The sequence below is a fragment of the Alicyclobacillus mali NBRC 102425 genome (genome assembly GCF_001570745.1).
Classification (GTDB): domain Bacteria; phylum Bacillota; class Bacilli; order Alicyclobacillales; family Alicyclobacillaceae; genus Alicyclobacillus; species Alicyclobacillus mali.
This window is the reverse complement of sequence record NZ_BCSG01000019.1, coordinates 62,145-83,699: the sequence shown is the minus strand read 5'-3', so window position 1 is coordinate 83,699 and position 21,555 is coordinate 62,145. Positions and strand designations below refer to the sequence as shown.

Sequence of the window (21,555 nt, the reverse complement as noted above, 5' to 3'; positions counted from 1 at the left end):
GCTCTCCCAGGCACTCCATGTACCACAGGCGCACGTTCTGCATCTGATTCGTCATGGGGCCGTTCGCGTGCGAGGCAGAACCCCTGGTCATCTCGACATCTGCGATTCGCCCATGCAGGTGTGGATTGACGAGGATTTGCGCCCGCTCGACTTGGCGCACGCATCGCTGCCGCCGGCTCGAGCTCTGTACAACGAGTCAAGCCTCCTGGTCGTGGACAAGCCTGCGAACTTGCTGGTCCACAGCGACGGGAGCGACGCGCCGACGCTCGACGCCTGCGTGCAGCGACTCCTGAACGAAGAAGGGGCAGGGCGCGCGTATCACGTCCACAGGTTGGATTTAGGCACCACGGGTTGCGTTCTCTACGCCAAGCATGGGCTCGCCCTCCGCGCCATGGACGCAGCGTTGGCAGCCGGGCAAATCAGGCGCACGTATCTCGCCATCGCGCGTGGGAGCCGGGTTCGCTCGGGCTTGATGTCCGCGCCGATTGGGCGGGATCGCCACTTGTCGGGTCGATACCGGGTGTCGCAGACCGGCAAGGCTGCGCGCACGCATGTCGAGGTATTGGCCGAAGCGGGCCAAGGTGAAGCGCGTTGGGCGCTTGTTCGGCTTCGCCTGGAGACGGGGCGCAGGCATCAGATCCGCGTGCACCTGTCGGCGCAGGGCGCGCCCGTGGTCGGCGACGCGCTCTATGGAGGCGCGCCGCATCCGGCGCTTCGGCCAGGACAAATCGCGCTGCACGCGGCAAGCATCCGCTTCAGGCACCCGTATGCGGATGAGGACGTCGAAGTCTGTGCGCCACTGCCGTCGGCATGGGCAGGGCTCGCAGCCGACGTAGGGCTGTCGCTTGATGGCCTTAAAAGGGAGTGAATTTGTGCGATTCCGCATGCAGCAAGCACAGGCATTCGCGCGCAAGCTCGGCGCGAATTGCATGGCGCACGATATCACGTCGCTCGCAGCGCAGATTGCGTTTTTCGCCATGTTTTCTCTCTTGCCGCTCCTCATCCTCGTGATGTACGGGGCGAGTTTGGTCGTGCCCCACCGCGTGATTGTCGAGCTGGTGCTGGGCGCGCTCCGGCCTTATTACCCTGATCTGCAAAACGCCAATCAGATGCTGGAAAATAGCCTCACCAAGCTGAGCGACATCGGCGCGCGAGCCGGCGTGGTGACATTTCTCTCCTTGGCGTGGTCCGCGACGAGTGCCCTTATCGCGGTGCAGCAGGCGCTGGACCGCATCTTCGAAGTGGTCGTGCCGAGGTCCTTTTTGGCGCGCCGCGTCATTGCAGCGCTCTTTCTCGTTGCGCTCGTCGTCCTCGCGGTGGTTTCCGCGCTCGCCATGGCGCTTTACCCGTGGGTGGTTCACCACATTCCGGCGGGGAGCTGGCTTGTCACGGCCTTCACGCGCTTTTCGGGTCTCACGCGCATGCTCTATCCGCTGTCGATCTTCGTCACCTGCTTTGTTGTGTATCGGTACCTTCCCTCACGGCGCGTCGACATGAATTGCACCATCCTGGGGGCGCTTGCCGCCACGGTCTTGCTCGATCTCGCCAGGCTGCTATTCGTTGTCTACGCTGCACACGCCGTCACGTACCACGCCGTGTACGGCGGGTTGACGGTTGTGATTCTCCTCATTTTCTGGATGTACATCGCGCTCATCATTCTGCTGCTGGGCGCCGAGATCGCGTGGCTGCTCGAGCAGACGGGCGCAGAAGCAGGAGGTGCAAAGCCGTGACTGGCGCGTTGAACGGCGCGTTTCCTGATCAATTGAGTCTCGTCGGCATGGTCTTCTACGCCTATCACGGTGCGTACGCGGAGGAGCAGAGGCTCGGTCAGCGTTTCAAGGTGGACGTGCACATGCACGGCGACTTTCGGTGCGCCGGGGAGACGGACGATCTCGACCATGCTGTCAATTACGCCTCCGTGTACGACGTGGTGCGCGCGTCCGTCGAAGGGGAGCCCGTGCGGCTCATTGAGGCCTTGGCGGAGCGCATTGCGCACCGCGTGCTCGCCGCATTTCCTCTTGTGGGCGCAGTGGAAGTGGCGGTCGAAAAGCCGGGCGCTCCTGTTCCAGGGGTTCTCGACACCGTGCGCGCGGTGGTGCGCCGCGCGCGTTGACGGTTAAGCCATGCGCCGGTAGAGGTGTGTGGCGCAGTAGAACAGAATCGGCGTCATGCCGAAACGGTAGATGCGCCGGCGGGACGCGGCCAGGTGCGCGGCCGATTTGGTTTTCGGGTCGGACAGGTACATGCCGACGAGGCCGTGGACGACGTATCGGTGAATGATGCCACCCGGGACGTCGGCGGCCCGTTCGACGCTTTCCGCGGCGAACTGTTCAATTCGCTCCCAGGCCAAACCCGGGCTCCGGTAGCAGGCCACGAAATTGAAATCCCCATGTGCCTCGTCCTCAAGTGCGTCGATCCAGTAATCTAGCAAAATATGCAGGCCGCAGATATAGGGGAAGTACTGGTGATGAAGATTTCGCACGTCCGTCGGGGTGACGGGCTCGGTCGCGGCCAGAAACAGCGCGAACATGCCGAGCGTTGAGCCAGCCGCGGCGGCCCACTCGTGCCAAGCCACGCCCGGATATGCGCCGAGGTGCTGACGGGACCAGTGCAGCAGTCGGTGTTCGCGCTCTTCCGCGGGCGCGTGTTTGTGTTCCTGAAGCTCGCTGTACCGTCGGGCGTACCAGTCCACCTGGGATTCGACGGCGCTGTAATGTGGAAGTTGTTCCAAGGCTCGTTGGCAGGTTTGGACGAGCGCGGCGAGATAGCCGCCGTCTTCTCGGTGGGTGTACTGGCGATAATAATCCGCGATGGGCGCACCGGGATGGACTGCGTCCTGAAGACTTTGATGAAGGACGCGAAAGGCGGACGGATCGCTCACGCCGGCGCGATCGCACAGATTGTCGAGGTAGTCGCTGATGGTCTGAAGCGACACGATGGCCTGGACGAGGGGATGCATGTAAGCCGGGTTGGCGGCGGCATAGACCGATCCGCCGTCTGCATGAAACTGCTTGTCTCTTAGGCTGGCGAGCGCCTGCTCCCGCAGCAGCCCGTCCGGGATGGCTTCCGCCCGCGCGCGCCATCCGGCGAGTTCGGCGCGCACGAGCGGCATCACGCGGCGAAACAGCCGGTACAGGAACTGGCCGTGGCTGAGTTTGGAGCCGTGCGGCATCCTTCATCCTCCGTTCCGATGGCGCTTCACCGGCGATCGAACAGCTCCAGGAGCTGTTGAAGCCACCCCGCGCCTCCTCCGCTTCCTATCGTACCCGAAGACTCCGATTTTACGCTCGCGCCGCTCGAAGGTGCCGAGGCCGGAGGCTGCTGCGCAGGCGTGGAAGCTTGATTCGCGGGGCTCGGCGCGTACGGCGAGAACGGGATGGCGTGGTGATGGACCGGCCAGTGCGCGGGATGGTATGGGTGCGGCGGCGCGTGAAACGCAGGCGGCGTCGTGGGCGGGATCATGCCCCTGCGCCTCATGCCGTGGTGCAGCATGGTGAAAAACGTCCGCACCTTCTCGTCCTGGGCAATGTCGAATGCCAGCCCGCCAAACTTGATGAAGGAGTCGAGTTTCACGTCGATCACCTCCCGCGGTCATCCGATCCTATTCCGTCGGGACGTGGCGCGATCGCGGCGTTTACCGGGGGCGGGCAAGCAGCCGCCGAGATTGTGCAGATGGCGGCAAATTCACGTATCATGGTTGGAGAACATCAGCGAGAGAGGAGAACCGCGATGTCGAGTGTGAGCACGACTGCGCCCAGCTTCGCGCATCGGTTCCTTGCGGTGGCCGACTGGCTCGAGGCAGAAGGCGCGTCTCGATATGCGGAACGTATCCGCAGCATTCTGGCGGACAGCGGAGCGCTCACGACCTACACGGCGGCGTTCTGCGGCCTGTTTTCCGCCGGGAAATCGAGCCTCGTCGGCGCCCTGGCGGGCACGCGCCTGAAGACCGGCGCGAATCCGACCACCGCCGACGTGGAGGCCGTGGAGATGGAGGTGCAGGGAGGCACGTTGCGGTTGCTCGACACGCCGGGGATCGATTCCACCGATGATCGCCACCGGGAAGCCACCATGAATGCGCTGTATCAGGCCGATCTCGTCGCCGTGGTCACCGACTACCAGCACGTCGAGGCCGACGCAAATCTCGAGTTGCTCCAGATGTTTGCGGAGAGCGACAAACCGCTTCTCTTCATCGTGCACCAGGTAGACAAACACCTTGAGGCCGAACTGCCGTTTGACGCGTTCGCCGAGAGCGTGCGCGAGCTCGCCGCGGATTACGGCGTCGAATCATCCCGCGTGTTTTTCACCTCGGTCCGGCCGTCTGCCCACAGCCAACTGGACGAGCTGCGAGCGCTTCTCGTCGCGAGCGCGGAGGCCGCGCTCGGTATGGACGGCGAGCCCATGATCCGGCGGCTGGTGGAGGTGGCCCGCGAGGGCGTGACGGCGTGTTGCGAATCCGAGTGGGCCCGGCGCGCCAAGGCAGTCGAAGACGCAGGAGGGCGAGCGCCCCAGAGCCTGGACGAGGCCCGCGAGTGGCTGTGGGACGCCAAGCGCCGCGCCGAGGCCATCGCGGCCGAGGAGGCGGAACGTCGCCAGGCGCAGAACGCGCTCGTCGAGGCGCTCCGAGACGGTTGGCTCCGGGCGGTCGATCTCGCCCAAATCGCGCCGTATGAGACCGCGGAAAAGGGCCGCCGGTACATCGACAGCCTGCGCGACGACTTCAAAGTGGGCATGTTTCGTTCGGCGAAGAAGACCGAGGCGGAGCGCGAGGCCCGGCTGGCGGCGTTTGTGGCAGACCTCAAAGAAAAGGTCGAGAATTTTCTCGTGCGGCCGCTGTCTTCGGAGATGGCACAACAGGTGCGCGAGTTGGGACTACAGGCAGGCGCGGAAGAGCGTTTCATCGAGCGCTGCCAAGGCCTCGGCGTGTCTGTGGACGCTTCGTACGTGCAGGCATGTGTGAAGCCGGGATCGCTCGTCGCCGCGGAGTACGGTCACCAGTTCGTCCGGGATGTGCAGGACCGCGTTCGCCGGGAGATGCGGGCCCAGGTCCAAGAAATTGCCGAGGAACTTGCGGCAGCCGTGGAGGAGCGGCTCCAGATGGAGGAGCGCGCGCGTGCGCCCGAGCGGGACGCCACCGAGCGCTGGTGTCAGGTGCTGCGAAGCTACGTGGAGTTCGGCGAACGGTACGAGAGCGCCCTTGCGGCGGTGACACAAGGGGAGGTGCCGCGCGGTGCATGAACGAGATCAGGCGCTCGTGCGCCTGCGCGAGATGGGCGCCCTCGTGGAAGGCCTTCAGGGCGTCGATCTGCGGCCACTGAAGCGCGCCATCGAGCGGCTGGAGCAAAAGGCGACCACCATCGCCGTGTTCGGGGCGTTTTCAGCAGGAAAGTCGTCGCTGCTGAACGCGCTCCTCGGGCGGCCGCTGCTCGCCGTGTCTCCGCAGCCCACGACAGCTGCCATCACGAGCATCCACCCCGGAGGCGGGGGTGGCACGTCCGTGCGCATCACGGCCAAGTCTCGGGACGAACTCTGGCAGGACGTGCGCGCACTCCTGGATGCGCTTTTGCTGAACGCCTCCGACCTCGAGGGCGCCATTCGCTTGGCGTCCGGACTCTCGCCAGCGAAGTTTCCCATTCACCTGAGGCGGCACGTCCGGTTCTTAAAGGCGCTCGCCGAGGGCTACCCGGACATGGCGCCCCGCATCGGCAGCCAGTGGGAGGCTTCGCTCGAAGAGCTCCGCGATTTTTCCGCGGATGAGAAGCGCGCGGCGTACGTCAGTCAGGTGGACGTGCGGGCCGATTCGCCGCTTGGCAGGCGCGGGTTCATCTTCGTAGATACGCCCGGCGTCGATTCCATCCACCGCCGCCACACGAACGTCGCGTTCCATTACATGCGCGAGGCGGACGCCATCGTGTTCGTCATGTACTACACGCATGCGTTCAGCCAGGCGGATCGCGAGTTTCTGTTGCAGTTGTCGGGCGTGCAGGACGTCGCGGGAACCAACAAGCTGTTTTCGGTCGTGAACGCGGTCGATCTCGCCGAGAGCCGTGAGGAACTCGACGCCGTGCTGGATCGCGTGAAGCAGGACGAGCGCAGGCTCGGCGTGCGCGAGCCGCGGCTGTATCCCGTGTCGGCGCAACTCGCGCTCGCGGCTCGGATGCTCGCCGCGGATCCGCAGGACGACGCCGCGCTTGAGATCGCCCGCGCGCGCCTGGGTCGCAGCGATTTCGCGCCCACCGCGGACGCCGTTGCCGAGATGGAGCGACAGGCCGGCCTCGCCCTGCTCGAGGCGGATCTGGCGGACTTCTGCACGCGCGAGGCGGATCGTCTGGCCGTCGATCTCGTCGAGCGAACTCGCCAAACCCTGCTGCGCGACGTCGAAGCGGCCCTTGAAAAGGTGTCCCTCGCCATCTCGGCGGATGAGACCGCGCGCGAGAAGCAGCGGGCGGAAATTGCGCGGGCCCACAGACTCGTCGACGAGGCGGCGCAGTCGGTTCAGGTCCGCGCTGTACCGCCCGTTCAGCGGGAGCTGCAGGAGCTTCTGTTCCACGCTGGCGAGCGCGTTCGCTTCGCGTACCGAGACATGTTCCGCGAGGCGTTTCATCCTGGCCGCTTCCGCATGGGAAACGCACAGGACAAGCTGCGCGAGGCCGCGCGCGAGTTTGCGGACGCCGTGGGCCGTCGCCTCGAGATCGAGCTTCGGACCTTCGCCCTCCGCGCAGAGCAACTGGCGTCCAAGGCAGCGGCGCAAGACGCGGCGCGGCTCGCCGATGGATGGCCGGTTCAAGCTGTCCCGGTGCGGGAGCCGGATGTCTCGCTTCAATTCGACACGGCGGACGAGGTCATCACCTTCGATGACGGCGTGCTCGCTCCGCACTTCCGTCACTTCCGCTCTGCCAAGCAGTTTTTCGAAGAGGGGGGGCAAACGGCGATGATGGACGCCGCGATGCCCGCCGTCATGGAGCAGGTCAAGGGAAAGCTTGACGAAGTCGGAGGGCGCTTGGCCGAGCGCGCAAAGGTCGCCCTGGTGGATGCGCTCTCCGCTTTCTACGGCGATCTCGCCGCTTCGCTTGAGACCCTGGCCGCAGACCTTGAGCGACCGGTAGATCCGGCCGAACGGGATCGGCTTGTGGCAGTGCGGGCGTCGCTGCAATCCGTCGAAGGACGGGGCGTTTGAAGATTCGGTTTGTCGCCCGCGCGGCGGATGGTTAGAATGGAGTAGCGATAAGGCCTGCCAAGGAGGAGATGCGCATGCGGCGTCGACGTTGGGAGTACGAGGACTGGCCGAGCGAGAACAGGCGTTGGGGCGTGTGGCTCGCGGGCGGGACTGCGCTCGTCGCCGTCTTCTACATCCTCGGCATCTGGACGGGCGCGGCGCTCACGCGCGGTCGCTCGCAGACGACCGTGGAGTACGTTCCTCCTCAAACGGGCAACACCACGAGCACATCCGGGACCCTTACGCCCATTCCGGGCGTTGATGGCACGACCATTGTGACCGAGATTTACAATCGAGTGAAAAACAGCATCTTCACCATCACCGCTGTGTCCGGTGGCAAGCCGACGTCGAGCGATGCGGAAGAGGATATCGGCACCGGCTTTCTGATCGACCACAACGGGGATCTCCTGACCAACGCGCACGTCGTGGGCTCGGCCACCACGGTCGAGGTGTCCGGCGACAACCGCCAGTTTGTGGGGCGCGTGATCGATGCGGATCAGCTCGACGATCTCGCCATCGTGCGCATCCCTGCGCCCAAATCGCTGCAGCCATTGCCGCTCGGAACGGTGAAGTCTCTCCAGCCCGGCAATTTGGTGATAGCTATCGGCAATCCGTTCGAACTCACGTCCAGTGTGAGCTCGGGCATCGTGAGCGGACTCAACCGATCGATGTCGGAGTCGAGCGGGCACGTGATGAACGGAATGATCCAGACGGATGCGCCGCTTAACCCGGGCAATTCGGGCGGGCCGCTCCTGAACGCGGCCGGTCAGGTGGTGGGCATCAACACGCTGATTGAGAGTCCGATCGAAGGATCCATCGGCATCGGATTTGCCATCCCCATCGACCGATTCATTCAGCTCGAGCCGGAGTTGCTCGCTGGGAAGCCGGTTGCACACGCGTGGCTCGGCATTGAGGGCATGGACATCGACAGCCTGATGCAGCAGGCGCTGAATCTGCCGGTGTCTTCGGGCGTGTACGTGACAGAAGTGACGCAAGGAGGCCCTGCGGCAAAGGCGGGGCTGCGCGGGGATTCCAACGCGGCCAAGCTGAACAGCCTCAGCGAATCGGCGAATCCGTACGCCGCGTTGAAGGGCAACGGCGACATCATCGTCGGGATCGACGGCAAATCCGTGTCGAGTATTGAGCAGTTGACGCAGTACATCAACCAGGACGAACCGGGGCAGACCGTCGTCCTGACGGTGCTGCGCGGCGGGAAGACGTTGCACGTGCGCGTCACGCTCGGGACGTGGCCGTCCGGACAGAATCCTTGAACCGGACGGCCACGCGGCTCGTCTTTACGGCTGGTACTACGGCTGAAGGCGAGCCTCGCGGATGGCCTGCTTGCGTTCCTTGGCGACGTGCGACTGATGAAACATCTTGAGCAGCGCCCGCTTTTCCAGCCGGGACACGTAGGAACGCGAGATGTCGAGCGAGTCGGCTACCTCGTTCTGGGTCCACTCGCGCCCGTCGGCGAGGCCGAACCGGAGTTCAATCACCTTGCGCTCGCGCTCGTCGAGGACGTCGAGCAACTGGCGCATCGTGTTCAGTTCCATCCGGCGGGATACCTCGTCTTCGGTCGAGTCGCTCTCGGAGAAGAGGATGTCGCCGATGGTGATCTCGTTGCCTTCCTTATCCGTCCCGATGGGGCTGTACAGTGACACGTCCTTGCGCGATTTGCGCTGGGCGCGCAGTTGCATCAGAATCTCGTTTTGGATGCAACGCGCGGCATAGGTCGCGAATTTGGTCCCTTTGGACGGCTGATACGTGTCCACAGCTTTAATCAAGCCGACCGTGCCGATGGAAATCAGGTCGTCCTGATCGATCCCGGACGTATCAAACTTCTTCATGTCATCGACATCGCTGCGGTTGGGCCATCGTGGAGGCGAATGCGTGCATTTCCAGGAGATCATTCAGCACTACGGCTATGCGGGCGTCTTTTTCATCATCTTCGTCGAGGCCATTGGATTCCCGTTTCCTGCTGAGACGACGCTGACACTCGCCGGGATCGAGTGGTCCAAGGGCGTGTTCCACCTGGTTCCTCTTTGGCTGATGGGGTGCCTCGGCAACCTCGTCGGCTCCGCCGTGGCGTTTTTGATCGGCTGGTTTCTGGGGCGCCCGGTGGTGTTGTACTTCGGCAAGTACGTCGGGATCACGGACGAGAAGCTCGACAGGGTCAACGAGCGATTCCAGCGATACGAGTTGGCCGTCATCTTCATCGCCAAGTTCATCGCCGGCGTGCGCATCATCGTGCCGTATCTGGCGGGCATCAACCGCATGCATCCGGCGAAGTTTTTCACCGTGAACACGATCGCCGCCGTCGTGTGGTCGGGCGCCTTCATCATTGCCGGAAAGTATATTGGTGAGGAAGTCGCCCGCTACTGGCCGTTCCTGAAGCATCACCTGTGGCTGGCCGCCATCCTCGTCGCCGTCCTTGTCGCGCTCTTCCTTGCGTTTCGCAGGTGGGAGCGCAAGAAGTTGCACGGGTCGGCCCCGGATGCGAAACGAGATCGCGCCGAGCGCTGATTCGCCGCTCCGACAGGCCGCTGTCGTAGGACATCTCTCCATTCGCATACATGCGAATGGGGGGTGTTCTTCGTGCAGCGGCCTGTTCGCGTGATTTGGCTTGTGCAGCAGGGTGACGCCACAGCGCCATGTTCCGCCGAGATTGCGCGACTTTGGGCCCGGACGTCTGTCGCGCTGGCCCACCAACGCGCGGAATCATCCGCTGGCGGCAGAACGGCGGAGGCCGGATCGTGATGTGGACCGCCGTCTACACGCGCGTGTCGACCGAACACCAGGCGCAGTCAGGGCACGGCCTCGATGTCCAGCGGGAGGCGTGCGTGCAGTACGCGGGGGCCCTCGGTGTGCCTCTCTGCGACATCCGCATCTACGAGGAGGCGGGCGGATCGGGCGAGGACATGGATCGGCCAGAGCTCCTGCGACTCCTCGACGACGTCCGGCGCGGGCTTGTCGATCGCGTCGTTGTGAAGCACCCTGACCGCCTTTCGCGCAACGTGGCAGATAAGGCCATCGTGGTGAGGGAGTTGTCCGCTTGCGGCGTGAAGCTCCACTTCGTGGACGTGCCCAACTGGGATGAGTCCGACGAGGCCGTGCTTCTGTTTCACGTCATCTCGAGCATCGCCGAATACGAGTTGCGTCAGATCCGCAGGCGGACGCTGGCCGGCAAACTGAGGGCGGTTCGCGACGGCAAGGTGATGCCGTCCGGCGTCGATCCCTACGGCTATCGATACGAGGGCGGTCGATACGCCGTCGTCCCGGAGGAGGCCGAGATTGTCCGGCTGATCTACCGCTGGTACGCGTTCGAGCACATGAGCCTTCGCGCCATCGCGGATCGGCTCGACGCGATGGGCGTACCGACAAAGACGCGCCGGTCAGCGCGCTGGCACCCGAGTACCGTGGCGCGGATTCTCGACAACCCACTTTACCAAGGCATCTGGTATTACAATCGGCGGCGCACGCGAAAACGGGAACGGCGCGGTTCCAAGGGGCTACTCCGCGGCCGAGGGCGACAGGTGGTGTCCGTACGCGATCCCAGCGAATGGATTGGCGTGCCTGTGCCAGCCGTGGTGGATGCTGAGCTCGCGCGCTTGGTCGCGCTTCGCAAGCGCTCTGAGGCGCCGCGCGGCTCGGCGTCTCGACATACGTTTTTGTCGGGGAAGCTCGTTTGCGCCCACTGTCAACGCGCGTGGCGCCACGAGGCATGTCGGACGGCGAGCGGGATGGTGCGCAAGTTTCGGCGGCCACCGGCGGAGCGGGGCGCAGCGTCCTGCCCGTATGCATGCGGGCGCGTGTCTGCCTGCGAGGTGGAGGAGGCGGTGTGGCGAGAACTGGTGCGGCGCGCGCGGGCGTGGGGATTCGGACCGCATTTCGCCGGGGATTTGAACGAAGGCCATCCGCTGGACGAGGATGCGGCACGCCTGCGGCGAGAGCTTCGTGCGGCTGTGGAACGGCGGGATCGCGCGCGGGAACTGTATCTGCGCGGTCACCTCGAGCGAAGCGAGGCCCTGCGCGCCATGTCCGAGGAGATGCGCCGCCTGCGCGCCGGGCGCGACGAGGCGTGTCGACTGTGTCACGCGCGACAGCGCAGATGGAACGCACATGAGGAGCTGTGGAAGGCGCTCGAGGTAGACGCTGGCGTCGAACTCAGACGGATGTGGCTCGAGGCCCTGGTGTCGCGCGTGGAGATCGACGCTTCGGGAGACGAGGTGGTGCTCACCCTCGTGGCACGCGTGCGCGCCGATCCAAGTTTCGGCGTCGACGACACCTTGGCGACGTGAGCGACCAGGCGGAGGTTGTGCTCGACGAGGATGTCGTGCGCCTGCTTGTCACGGTACTTTCGCCAGAGTTCAAAGTATTTTGCCTCGTCCTCCTTGGACAGCGGTTGCGGAAACGACTGGCTGGCAAAGCTCGACGCCAGCACAAAGTCGTCGGCCGATCCGGAGAGCAGGGACAGCTTGAACAACGGGGATTCACCTCCGACTGTGCCAAACGGCCGTGCTTCCTAGCCTATGTCGCATCGCCGCCAGGGGTGAGATGTACCCGGCCAGTCCCAGGCCGATGAGCCGGTGGCCGAGATCGTTGGGATGTACGGGAGCGCGGCCGTCGAGCACGTCCCTCAGCGTTCCCGTGCGGTAGCCCGAGATGAGGAGCGCCTCTCGGCCCGCGAACCACGCGTCCACTGGCGCGACGGGTGCGCGAAGGCGGCTCGCCACTTGACCAATCACGCTGTTGAGGCCACGGATGGCGGACGTGGCGAGGGGAGCGTGCGGAAAGGGATTGTACAGGGTGCAAAGTACGATGGGTGCGCCTGCTTGCCGACAGGCGGCCGCGATGAACGCGAGGTCGATCGCGTAGCGGCGGTAGGCGGCGCGAAGGTGCCGGCGTAAGTGAGCCTGCGAGCGCGAGGCGAGGGCGGCTTGAATCAGGTCGTCTCCGCCGACGAGGACGGCGGCCACGTCGGCGCGCGTGAGCGCCGCGTTGTCCGACGCCACCGCTGCCGCGAGATCCGCACTTGTCCATCCGGGCCGCGCCACGACACGCGTTTCCACCTGCGCGCGCATCTCGGCAGCCACCGCTTGCGCCGCCACCTGCGGGTAGGCGCGCGCGGGCTGAGACGCGCATTCTCCGTACGCGATGGAGTCGCCCAAATGCAGCACGATCACGCTCATCAACTCCTTGGCCAGCGCCCGCAAGGGGCGGGAACGTCGGCATACAATGAACCATCGCAACTTCATTGCATGCGGTTGCCTCGCGAAACGAGCGGGTGTTTGCCACAATGTGTGCGTGAGGAGAGGAGAACGTGACCGTACGCCCCGAACAGGTGCTCTTGTACGCCGCGACGCAGGGCGATCTCGTCAAATGTTACGCCGCGGCGGACGTCGCGGGCATTCCGTACAGCCAGTGCACCGGCGATTTTCAGACTGCGTGGGCGAAGTGCGCGGACGCCTCCACCATCGTCGTGGCGGTCGGCGGTGCGGCGCTGTACGCGCTCTACTACAATCCGTGTGGTTGGTCCAACCCTGCGGCCATGCCCGCGGGACACACGCCCTTCACGGTCGAGCCATCTGGCATGGGGGTTCAGGCGGCGCGGGCCAACGCATTTGTCAACGCGGCTGGATACACGGCGCTCGACAGCCTCACGCTCGCCGTGATGTTGTCGTACTATGCCGTGCACGGCGCATTTCCGCGCGGCTACACTTCGCTTCCAGCGCAGGAGGTCCCTCAACGCGTCTGCGTGACGGGGAGTTCTTCCCACGTAGTCGGCGTCTCGGTTTCGCAAGGCGTCGATCCGTCTCCCACGGTGTCCAGCCCGTCCGTCGGCCTGTACGCGGCTTTTGCCACGGAGCAGGAGGTCCTGCAGGCGTTTCAGCAGGGATGGCCGGGCGTGGCGACAACCGCTGGCCTTGGCACGGAAACCGCGCCGTACACGCACGTCATTGCATCGCAGCCAGACGTGAACATTGCGCGGGCGTTTGCGGCGACCAACCATGCGTCGTGGTGGCTCTCCTTCTGGACCGTCAGCTGGCCTGAGACCGGCACCACGTTTTACGAAGCGGGTTATACGGCCGGCGCTTACGCCGCGTCTCAAATCGAGGCGTATCCCGGTTCGCGGCGGCCCGACTTTGTGATTTTGGATCCGGAGGGATACAATAATCCTGCGTCGACGGCGGCGGAGTGCCAGTCGTTCATTCAAGGGTTCGTGGCAGGCGTGAAGAGCGTCTCAGCGCGGCTTCAGCCGGCTTTCTACGTCAACCAGTGGCAGTATGTGACGTACGACCTTCAGTCGGTCGATCTGCCGTGTTTTATTGCCATTGCACCCATCGCGGGCAACCGCCCCATGGTGAACGGCGCGAATATCCGCGGCTATGTCGCGTATTACGCCGGCTGCCCGGCCGCCTCCTACGTCAGTCAGGTGAAGACGTGGGGCGGATTGTACAATACCGTTCAGTTTCGAGACAGTGGCGTCGATTGCCCGCCCGCCTGACGGCGGGCTTGGGGCCTTAGGGCGGCGAATTCGAGGAGGAAATGGTGTGGCGACATCTCGCGTGGACTCGGAGCGCGCGCACGCGCCTTTGCGGGTGGACAAGCCGATGGATACGGCCCGGATTGAAAAGGCGGTCCGTATGATCCTGGAGGCCATCGGAGAAGACCCGGATCGGGAGGGACTTGTGGACACGCCCACCCGGGTGGCAAGAATGTATCAGGAGATCTTTTCCGGGCTCCATCGAGATCCTGAGGAGGAGTTGTCAGCCCGGTTCCACGTTGAACACGGGGAAGTCGTCTTGGTGCGGGACATCCCCTTTTACTCGATGTGCGAGCACCACCTGCTTCCGTTTTTCGGAACGGCGCACGTGGCCTATCTTCCGCACAACAACGTCGTGACGGGGCTGTCAAAGCTCGCGCGGCTTGTGGACGTCGTGGCCAAGAAGCCACAGGTGCAGGAGCGCATGACGAACGAGATTGCAGACGCCCTGGCAGAGGCGCTGGAGGCGGAGGGCGTGCTCGTCGTGATCGACGCGGAACACCTGTGCATGAGCATGCGGGGCATTCGCAAGCCTGGCAGCCGCACCACCACCATCGCCGCGAGGGGCAAATACGACGAAGATTCGCGGCTGCGCGAGGAGATCCTGCAGCTCATCCGCCTCGGGGGCTGACTTTGGAGTCCACTTGGGCCATGCCCTCAACAGCAGTAGTGCCGCCTGCGCGAACGGTCCTGGCGTTCGTCGCGACTTGGGAAGTCGTCCTCGTCTTCGGGTGACGGTCCGAGTGCCGCGCGCTCCGAGCTTTCTCCCGGATGAGGCGATTCGGCCTTGGAACCAGGCGATCCCGGCACGCGGGTGGCGTCCTCAAAGGTCCCGAATACGACGGGCTTTCCATCCTTGACCATGAGCCTGCCCTTTGCATAGACGCGTTCGATGCGGAATTGATCATCGCACACGACGAGGTCGGCGTCGCAGCCGACCTTTAATCTTCCCTTGTGCCGCAGTTTGAGCAGCCGCGCGACGTTCTGGGTCGCGAACGAGATTGCCAGTGAGACGGGGAGATGCTCTTCGCGGACGAGATCGACCGTCTCTTCCCACAGCGTCGCGATGCTGCCAATGCCCATGGCGACGAGTTTGCCGCGCTCGTCGAAAATGGGGGACGATCCATTGGAGTCGGAGCTCATGGTGATGACATGGGGCTTTACGCCTGCGTCGAGCAGTTTCACGATGGCCTTCGAAGGCTTGATGGAGACGTGATCGTGCGCGTCTGGGCGAATGCCGCTCGTGATGTCGCACATGCCGTACCGCTTGCCCCACTCGATACTTGCCTCCAGCAGTCCCGGATTTCGATTCAGGTGCGTGGGCACAAAGGTGGAGCGGGGCAAGCCAGTGCGCTTGGCCACGCGAATCAAAAGATCCAGTTGGTCCTCCTCGTCGCCCATGTGAAAGTGCACCACGCCCGCCTTTCCCGCCAACAGCCCTCCGACGTACGCCTCCGAGACCAATTCGGCGATCTCGTTTTCATCCGGGTGGCTGGAGCGGGAGTCTGCGATGGCGATTTCCCCGATGCCGACCACCTTGTCGATCAGGACGAGGTCCGACCTTGGCATGCCCGTCAGCGTCCGGGTGGGGACTTGATAGGCGCCGCTGTAGATATATGTGGTGATACCTTCGAAGTCCAGCGCAAAGGCCTTCGCGAGGAGTTCACGGGTGCTTCTCGTGACACCGTCGGTGCCGAGCACGCCTACGGCGGTCGTGACGCCTGCGGTCGTAACGTGGGACAACGAGATTTCCGGCGTCCGGTAGTGGAAACCGCCCTCGCCTCCGCCGCCAGCCATGTGCACGTGCTGATCGACGAGGCCGGGAAAGGTGGGGCGGCCGTCGAGATCGATCACGTCAATGGGTACATTGCCTGCGAGCTCAAGATGAGGTTCGATGGCTGCGATCTGACGGCCTGTGATGAGGATGTCGCGGACGCCGAGATCGTCTGGCGCGTAGACGTGGGCGCGTTTGAGCAAGGTGAGCGAAGTCATAGGCCCTCCCTGGTCGAGAAACTTTTATGGTATGATGTTCCAAAACGGGGAAGGCTATGCGCCGGCATGAAAAAACCGCCCCAAGCGGGGCGGTTTGACGGGCCACTTCAGCCGTTCAGCGCGGCTTCGTAGTTTTTGTTGGCCTGATCCCAGTTCAGGACGTTCCACCAGGCCTTGATGTATTCCGGACGGCGGTTCTGATACTTGAGGTAGTACGCGTGCTCCCACACGTCGAGGCCGAGGATGGGCTTCTTGCCCTCCATGAGCGGGTTGTCCTGGTTTGCCGTGCTCATCAGCGCAAGCTTGCCGTTGTCGAGGACGAGCCAAGCCCAGCCGCTTCCGAAGCGAGCCGTGGCCACCTGCGTGAACTGCTCCTTGAACGCTTCAAAGCTGCCGAAGGTGTCCCGGATGGCGTCCGCCAACTTGCCCGTGGGCTCGCCGCCGCCGTTCGGCGAGAGGAGCGGCCAGAACAGGCTGTGGTTGGCGTGACCGCCGCCGTTGTTGCGAATCGCGGTGCGGATGTTCTCCGGCACGGCGTCCAGGTTGCTGATGAGTTGTTCCACGGTCTTGGATTCGAGATCCGGGTGGCCTTCCAGCGCCTTGTTCAGGTTGTTGACGTACGCCGCGTGGTGGCCGTTGTAGTGAACGTTCATGGTCGCCGCGTCGATATGCGGCTCCAGCGCGTCATACGCGTAGGGAAGCGGTGGGAGTTGATGTGGCATTCGCAGCTCAACCTCCTTACGAATTTTCATGATCCGTTCCCATTGTAGCGCATGTCTGTCCACAATTCCAGATGAGAAGGAAATCTGAGGATCCTCAAAGGCTCGCCGCACCGCGCGTCCAGTTTACGGAGCGCACGTAGGGATGGTATACATGAATGGAGATGTCGTAGCTGGAAAGGGAGATGAGGTTGCACCTTCTGGAAGGCAAGACCATCGCGGTGATGGGCGTCGCCAATCGCCGGTCCATCGCCTGGGCGGTGGCGGAATCGGTTCGCAAGTTGGGCGGAAAGCTCATCTTCACCTATCGAAGTGAACGCGCCGGGCGCGAATTGGAGCGCCTCTGCCAGGACGCGTTTGGAGAAGACGTGCCGCTCATCGTCCGCTGCGATGTGCAGGATGAGGCCTCGCTCGAGGCGGCGTTTGCCGAGATCGCGCAGGCGACCGAGCGCGTGGACGGGCTCGTGCATTCCATCGCGCATGCGCGCGTCGAAGATCTTCAGGGCGAGTTCGTCGAAACGCCGCGCGAGGGCTTTGATCTCGCTCTCGAGACGAGCGCCTACAGCCTCGTCGCCGTCGCGCGTGCCGTGCGCCCGCTTATGACACAGGGCGGCAGCATTGTCACCATGAGCTACCTGGGCGCAGAGCGAGCGGTGCCCAATTACAACGTCATGGGCGTCGCGAAGGCCGCCCTCGAGGCGTCGGTGCGCTATCTGTCGCGCGATCTCGGCCCCAACGCCATCCGCGTCAACGCTGTCTCAGCAGGACCCATCCGCACGCTGGCCGCCAAGGGCGTCCGCGGATTTAACGACGTGCTGCACGCCGTCGAGGAGCGCGCGCCACTTCGGCGCAACGTCACGGCGGAAGAGGTGGGCGACGTGACTGCGTTTCTCTTGAGCGATCTCGCCCGCGGCCTGACAGGCGAAGTCATTCACGTCGACGGCGGTTACCACATCGTGGGCATTTGACACAAGATGCGGGGGGCGGTGAGCCTCCCGCGCGTCCGATTTACCCCTTCACGTCGATTCCTACGGCTTCCCCAACGTTCGCGAATCCGTCTCGCGCGAGCAGTTCGTCGAGTCCCCGCACGAGTTCTCCCACGACCGCCGGTCCGCGATAGATGAGGGCCGTGTAAATCTGCACGAGCGACGCACCGCTCCGGATTTTTTCGTACGCGTCTTCGGCCGTGAACACGCCGCCCGAGCCGATGATGGGCAGGCGTTTTTGCGCCGCGCGCGAGGCGATGCGCACCACTTCTGTGGAACGAGCCGCGAGCGGCCGCCCACTGAGCCCGCCCGTCTCGTCCCGGTATCTCCCGGAAAGTGGGGGCCTTTCGATTGTCGTGTTGGTGCAGATGAGTCCCAGGTGTGCCCGAAAGGGCGATGTGGCCAACGCGTCCACGATGCGTTCAATCTCGTCATTGGGCAGATCGGGCGCGAGTTTTATCCACAGCGGCAGACTGTGTCGGCTTCGGATGGGCTCAATGGCTTTGAGCAGATCGAGCATGAAGGACTCGGACTGGAGATCGCGCAGGCCAGGCGTGTTGGGCGAACTCACATTGATGGTCAGGTAGTCGGCGAATGGCGCCACCTGCTCGAGCGCCAGCAGGTAATCCTCGTGCGCGAGCTCATTGGGCGTCGCTTTGTTTTTACCGATATTGATCCCGAGAATGCCATGGATCCCTAACTGCCGAATCTGCTCCAGGCGGCGAGCGACGGCACGGGCCCCTTCATTGTTGAAACCCATCCGGTTAATCAACGCCTCGTCTTCAATCAGGCGGAACAGTCGAGGCTTAGGGTTTCCTGGTTGGGGCCTCGGGGTCACGGTTCCGATTTCTACAAACGAGAAGCCCATGCGGTACCAGGCCGGGATGGCGACGCCGTTCTTGTCGAGTCCTGCCGCAAGGCCAATCGGATGAGCGAAAGGAAGGCCGAGCACAGTCTGCGCCAGGCTTTCGGGCGCTCGCACTCGCGGTGCAAACCACCCTGCGGCGGCTGGCGCGCGGCTTAGCGCGGCGAGTATCCATTCGTGCGCCCGTTCCGCGGACATGCGAAACAGGATGGATCGGACAGCGGAATACATACGCTCCCCCTCGTGTCGCGGATGATGGTCGTTGGCAAGTGTATCATGATTGACAACGTGTTGCACGGCGCTACAGCTGGCGTTCCACGAAGGTGGCCACATGGAAGTCGGAACGCGCTGTCACACATTCGCGGCAGCGTTCGTCTACATAGTGGACCCAGATTTGAAGGGGTAGAGGGATGAGGCACGCGCGTCGCAACGACACGCCGGCGGAGGACGCGCCGCCGCTCGCTGAATGGATGGAATTGTATGGCGGTGACGTGATCCGTCTGGCATACTCGTACGTCCACAACTTTCACAAAGCTGAAGATATCGCCCAGGACGTGTTCCTGCGCGCATGGCAGCACTACGGAGACTTTCAGGGCCACTCGTCCATCAAGACATGGCTTCTGTCCATCACGGCCAATCGCGCGCGTGACGTTTTGCGATCCGGCGCCGAGCGGCGCGAGCTCGCCGACGAGGGCGAGGCGTTTGCGCGGCAAGTCGAGCCGTCCGATCCCGCCGACGTGGTCGCGGACAAACTGGCTCGTGACGCCGTCTGGCGAGCCATTCGGGCGCTACCGGAAACGTATCGCGAGGTGATGGAACTGTATTACGGAAACGATCTCACGACGCATGAGGTCGCCGAAGTCCTCGGGATCCGAGATCAGACGGTGAGGACGAGGCTGCACCGAGGGCGTCAGTTGCTCGAACGGGCGCTGGCCGAGCAGGGAGGGATAGGCGTTGACCAAGCGTGACGACGATGATCTGGAGGCGAGGATCCGCAGCGCATATCGGGAGCGAACGCCTGTGCCGTTCCGCGACGAGATCAGAACGCGCGTCCTGCGGGAAGCAGCCTCCACCACGGGAGCGAGCAGGACTCTCCGCGCCTCGGCAAGGCAGCGACGCTTCGTGTCATCGGCCGTGCTCTGGCTGGCGGGTGTGGCCGTCGCCGCCGTCTGCCTGGTGGTGGCTTGGCCGAAGACGCCGCTTGGGCCTATCTCCGGAACGAACACGGCGATGCAGTCCGCTAGGGCTCACGGCCAAACGGTGGTCCAAGGATATGGGCTCACCTACGCTCCCATCGAGGTGTCCGACGTGCGCATCGGCACGCTGCCCGGGGAACCGGCCAACTCATGCGTGCTGGCCGAACTGCGGAATACTTCGAAGCAGACGCTCGTTGAGCCTGATGTGATGGGCATTCTCTGGTTTACGCCGCGGAGCGGAGGCGGCGAGAACTGGCTGACGTTCGTCAACGCGCCCGCCCAAGGGCTGAAGCCCGGTCAGACGGTCACGTGGGGGTTTCACCCGTCAGGGCCGCACGCCCAATCGTCCCAGGCCCTCTCGGAGATCCCTCATCTTCGGTTTTTCTACAGTCGGGAAGCGTCTGCTGAATGGGCCAACCTCGTGTGGAAGCAGGCGCCGATTCGCGTGGAAGACGTCCAGGTGCTACCCGTACCCGGCGGAGCGGGGGCGACCTGGCAGTCCGTCGACGTCTACGCCACCCTCGTGAATCGCTCGTCTCGGACGGTGGATCTGGCGGACGAGCGGGCCGTCATCTGGTTCTCGCAAGGGGCGTCCGATACGTTTTTCGATCCGTCCGCTGTCCGGTTTCTGTTTCACGTGACGCCGGAGTTGCCAGGAGTTTCGTGGCCCACCGTGCTTAAGCCAGGTCAACGAGCGCGCGTGGATTTCCGCGTCCTGTCAACCAGAAGCACGGACTTTTTCAGCCGCGTGTGTCACGTAGCCGTGTTGGACGCGCCGCTCGTTCCCGAGAACTAGGGTAGCACCCGTATTGTCCCAGTCCCCCGCCTGCCATTGCGTTTCGTGGACGTGCTCAGTACACTGGATGCGGAACAAACGAGGGCGACTTGCCCCAAGGCTCGCTGGGGGGATCTAGGTGATTATTGGTGTACCCAAGGAATTGAAGGACAACGAGAATCGGGTGGCCATCACGCCGGCACTAGCGCACGCGCTGGTGGACCAAGGGCACGAGGTTCGGATTGAGGCGGGGGCGGGAGAGGGAAGCGGTTTTCGAGACGAAGACTATACCTCGGCAGGCGCCACCATCGTCCCGGACGCAGAGACGGTCTGGAAATCGGCGGACATGGTCATGAAGGTCAAAGAGCCCCAACCGGTTGAATATTCGCACTTCCGGTCCGGGCTCATTTTATTTACCTATCTCCACCTCGCGCCGGAACCGGAGCTCACGAAGGCGCTGATGGATTCGGGCGTCACTGCCATCGCGTACGAGACGGTGCAACTGGAAGACCGTTCGCTGCCCCTCTTGACTCCGATGTCCGAAGTGGCGGGACGCATGTCCATTCAGATTGGGGCACACTTCTTGGAGAAGGCGCACGGCGGGCGCGGCGTGTTGCTCGGCGGCGTGCCCGGTGTACCGCCTGCGCGCGTGATTGTGGTGGGCGGCGGGATCGTCGGCACCAATGCGGCCCGCGTGGCCGTCGGCATGGGCGCCGATGTCACCATCTTCGACAACAATCCGAAGCGGCTGCGGGAACTGGACGACCTGTTCCAGGGGCGCGTGCGGACCATGATGTCCAACCCGTACAATCTGCGGGAGCACATCGAGGGTGCGGATCTCCTTATCGGCGCAGTGCTCATCCCGGGGGCGCGCGCACCGAAGATCGTCACGGAAGAGATGATCAAGGGCATGAACCGCGGCGCCGTGGTGGTCGACGTGGCCATCGATCAGGGCGGGTCCATTGAGACCATCGACCGCATTACGACGCACTCGAACCCTGTGTTTGAAAAGCACGGCGTGCTCCATTACGCGGTGGCCAACATTCCGGGCGCGGTGCCGCGAACCTCGACACTTGCACTGACCAACGCGACGGCCCCCTACGCGCTGCGGCTCGCGCAGGGGCGTGAGGATGCGCTTCGGCACGATCCGGCGTTGGCCCGCGGCGTGAACGTCTACAAGGGCCGTGTCACGTACCAGGCGGTGGCGGATGCGCTCGGGCTGGCGTATACGCCGATCGACAGTTTGCTGTAAAATGTGACTAAGG

22 protein-coding genes are annotated in these 21,555 nt (G+C 63.9%); 15 read left to right on the top strand and 7 right to left on the bottom strand.

Features of this window, described 5'->3' with window-relative positions; genetic code table 11:
* The first annotated feature begins 67 nt into the window (after positions 1-67).
* The 3 genes from AMA01_RS08010 to folB are packed head-to-tail and all read left to right on the top strand — an operon-like array spanning position 68 to position 2,113.
* Entirely contained in the window at positions 68-868 is an 801-nt protein-coding gene (locus AMA01_RS08010) for an RluA family pseudouridine synthase (protein ID WP_231862877.1), read from the top strand.
* 4 nt (positions 869-872) lie between these two features.
* A complete protein-coding gene (locus tag AMA01_RS08005; protein ID WP_067849787.1) occupies positions 873-1,730 on the top strand; it encodes a YihY/virulence factor BrkB family protein in 858 nt (285 codons plus the stop codon).
* Positions 1,727-2,113: a dihydroneopterin aldolase gene (gene folB / locus AMA01_RS08000; RefSeq protein ID WP_082744075.1), complete on the top strand. Its 387-nt coding sequence runs from the start codon at positions 1,727-1,729 to the stop codon at positions 2,111-2,113. Before AMA01_RS08005 ends, folB begins: the two co-directional genes overlap by 4 nt.
* Before the next feature lie 3 nt (positions 2,114-2,116).
* On the opposite strand, the gene AMA01_RS07995 is transcribed toward folB, so the two are convergent.
* Both AMA01_RS07995 and AMA01_RS07990 read right to left on the bottom strand, forming a co-directional pair.
* Positions 2,117-3,172, bottom strand: a complete 1,056-nt coding sequence (locus AMA01_RS07995) for a tetraprenyl-beta-curcumene synthase family protein (RefSeq protein WP_067849785.1) — start codon at positions 3,170-3,172, stop codon at positions 2,117-2,119.
* 26 nt (positions 3,173-3,198) lie between these two features.
* Positions 3,199-3,573 (bottom strand): hypothetical protein, encoded by a 375-nt coding sequence (locus AMA01_RS07990; protein ID WP_082744073.1) that lies wholly within the window; start codon positions 3,571-3,573, stop codon positions 3,199-3,201.
* 156 nt (positions 3,574-3,729) lie between these two features.
* On the opposite strand from AMA01_RS07990, the gene AMA01_RS07985 reads away from it, so the two are divergent.
* The 3 genes from AMA01_RS07985 to AMA01_RS07975 all read left to right on the top strand — a co-directional run bounded on the left by AMA01_RS07985 (position 3,730) and on the right by AMA01_RS07975 (position 8,484).
* Positions 3,730-5,235 (top strand): dynamin family protein, encoded by a 1,506-nt coding sequence (locus AMA01_RS07985; RefSeq protein WP_067849782.1) that lies wholly within the window; start codon positions 3,730-3,732, stop codon positions 5,233-5,235.
* Positions 5,228-7,174, top strand: a complete 1,947-nt coding sequence (locus tag AMA01_RS07980) for a dynamin family protein (RefSeq protein ID WP_067849780.1) — start codon at positions 5,228-5,230, stop codon at positions 7,172-7,174. The genes AMA01_RS07985 and AMA01_RS07980 overlap by 8 nt, the downstream gene beginning before the upstream one ends.
* Before the next feature lie 74 nt (positions 7,175-7,248).
* Entirely contained in the window at positions 7,249-8,484 is a 1,236-nt protein-coding gene (locus AMA01_RS07975) for a S1C family serine protease (protein ID WP_067849778.1), read from the top strand.
* 36 nt (positions 8,485-8,520) lie between these two features.
* On the opposite strand, the gene AMA01_RS07970 is transcribed toward AMA01_RS07975, so the two are convergent.
* Positions 8,521-9,060, bottom strand: coding sequence for a sigma-70 family RNA polymerase sigma factor (locus tag AMA01_RS07970; protein ID WP_067849776.1), 540 nt, complete (start codon positions 9,058-9,060; stop codon positions 8,521-8,523).
* Positions 9,061-9,103: 43 nt separating this feature from the next.
* Between AMA01_RS07970 and AMA01_RS07965 the strand changes: the two genes are divergently transcribed.
* From AMA01_RS07965 to AMA01_RS07960, 3 genes are all read left to right on the top strand, one after another.
* On the top strand, positions 9,104-9,736 hold the full coding sequence (locus AMA01_RS07965) for a DedA family protein (protein ID WP_067849774.1): 633 nt from the start codon (positions 9,104-9,106) through the stop codon (positions 9,734-9,736).
* Between the two features lie 72 nt (positions 9,737-9,808).
* Positions 9,809-9,970 (top strand): hypothetical protein, encoded by a 162-nt coding sequence (locus AMA01_RS13910; RefSeq protein WP_195867184.1) that lies wholly within the window; start codon positions 9,809-9,811, stop codon positions 9,968-9,970.
* Entirely contained in the window at positions 9,970-11,511 is a 1,542-nt protein-coding gene (locus AMA01_RS07960) for a recombinase family protein (protein WP_067849823.1), read from the top strand. Before AMA01_RS13910 ends, AMA01_RS07960 begins: the two co-directional genes overlap by 1 nt.
* A gap of 192 nt (positions 11,512-11,703) precedes the next feature.
* Here the strand turns inward: AMA01_RS07960 and AMA01_RS07955 are convergent, their stop codons facing one another.
* The gene (locus AMA01_RS07955; RefSeq protein ID WP_231862876.1) at positions 11,704-12,402 is read right to left on the bottom strand and encodes an SGNH/GDSL hydrolase family protein; all 699 of its coding nucleotides are present in this window, start codon (positions 12,400-12,402) and stop codon (positions 11,704-11,706) included.
* Between the two features lie 131 nt (positions 12,403-12,533).
* Between AMA01_RS07955 and AMA01_RS07950 the strand changes: the two genes are divergently transcribed.
* Both AMA01_RS07950 and folE read left to right on the top strand, forming a co-directional pair.
* Positions 12,534-13,718: a hypothetical protein gene (locus AMA01_RS07950; RefSeq protein WP_067849772.1), complete on the top strand. Its 1,185-nt coding sequence runs from the start codon at positions 12,534-12,536 to the stop codon at positions 13,716-13,718.
* A gap of 106 nt (positions 13,719-13,824) precedes the next feature.
* A complete protein-coding gene (gene folE / locus AMA01_RS07945) occupies positions 13,825-14,388 on the top strand; it encodes a GTP cyclohydrolase I FolE (protein ID WP_231862879.1) in 564 nt (187 codons plus the stop codon).
* A 26-nt stretch (positions 14,389-14,414) separates the two neighbouring features.
* Here the strand turns inward: folE and iadA are convergent, their stop codons facing one another.
* On the bottom strand, positions 14,415-15,749 hold the full coding sequence (iadA, locus tag AMA01_RS07940; RefSeq protein ID WP_067849768.1) for a beta-aspartyl-peptidase: 1,335 nt from the start codon (positions 15,747-15,749) through the stop codon (positions 14,415-14,417).
* Positions 15,750-15,856: 107 nt separating this feature from the next.
* Positions 15,857-16,471, bottom strand: coding sequence for a superoxide dismutase (locus tag AMA01_RS07935; protein ID WP_067849766.1), 615 nt, complete (start codon positions 16,469-16,471; stop codon positions 15,857-15,859).
* 182 nt (positions 16,472-16,653) lie between these two features.
* Here AMA01_RS07935 and fabI point away from each other — a divergent pair, with 182 nt between their 5' ends.
* A complete protein-coding gene (gene fabI, locus AMA01_RS07930; protein WP_067849764.1) occupies positions 16,654-17,436 on the top strand; it encodes an enoyl-ACP reductase FabI in 783 nt (260 codons plus the stop codon).
* Positions 17,437-17,476: 40 nt separating this feature from the next.
* Here fabI and AMA01_RS07925 read toward each other — a convergent pair whose 3' ends face one another.
* On the bottom strand, positions 17,477-18,550 hold the full coding sequence (locus tag AMA01_RS07925; RefSeq protein WP_067849762.1) for a quinone-dependent dihydroorotate dehydrogenase: 1,074 nt from the start codon (positions 18,548-18,550) through the stop codon (positions 17,477-17,479).
* Between the two features lie 179 nt (positions 18,551-18,729).
* Between AMA01_RS07925 and AMA01_RS07920 the strand changes: the two genes are divergently transcribed.
* The 3 genes from AMA01_RS07920 (at position 18,730) to ald (ending at position 21,542) form a co-directional block, all read left to right on the top strand.
* Positions 18,730-19,287, top strand: a complete 558-nt coding sequence (locus AMA01_RS07920) for a sigma-70 family RNA polymerase sigma factor (RefSeq protein ID WP_067849759.1) — start codon at positions 18,730-18,732, stop codon at positions 19,285-19,287.
* The gene (locus AMA01_RS07915; RefSeq protein ID WP_067849757.1) at positions 19,274-20,311 is read left to right on the top strand and encodes a hypothetical protein; all 1,038 of its coding nucleotides are present in this window, start codon (positions 19,274-19,276) and stop codon (positions 20,309-20,311) included. Before AMA01_RS07920 ends, AMA01_RS07915 begins: the two co-directional genes overlap by 14 nt.
* A 118-nt stretch (positions 20,312-20,429) precedes the next feature.
* A complete protein-coding gene (gene ald / locus AMA01_RS07910; RefSeq protein WP_067849755.1) occupies positions 20,430-21,542 on the top strand; it encodes an alanine dehydrogenase in 1,113 nt (370 codons plus the stop codon).
* Positions 21,543-21,555: the final 13 nt, after the last annotated feature.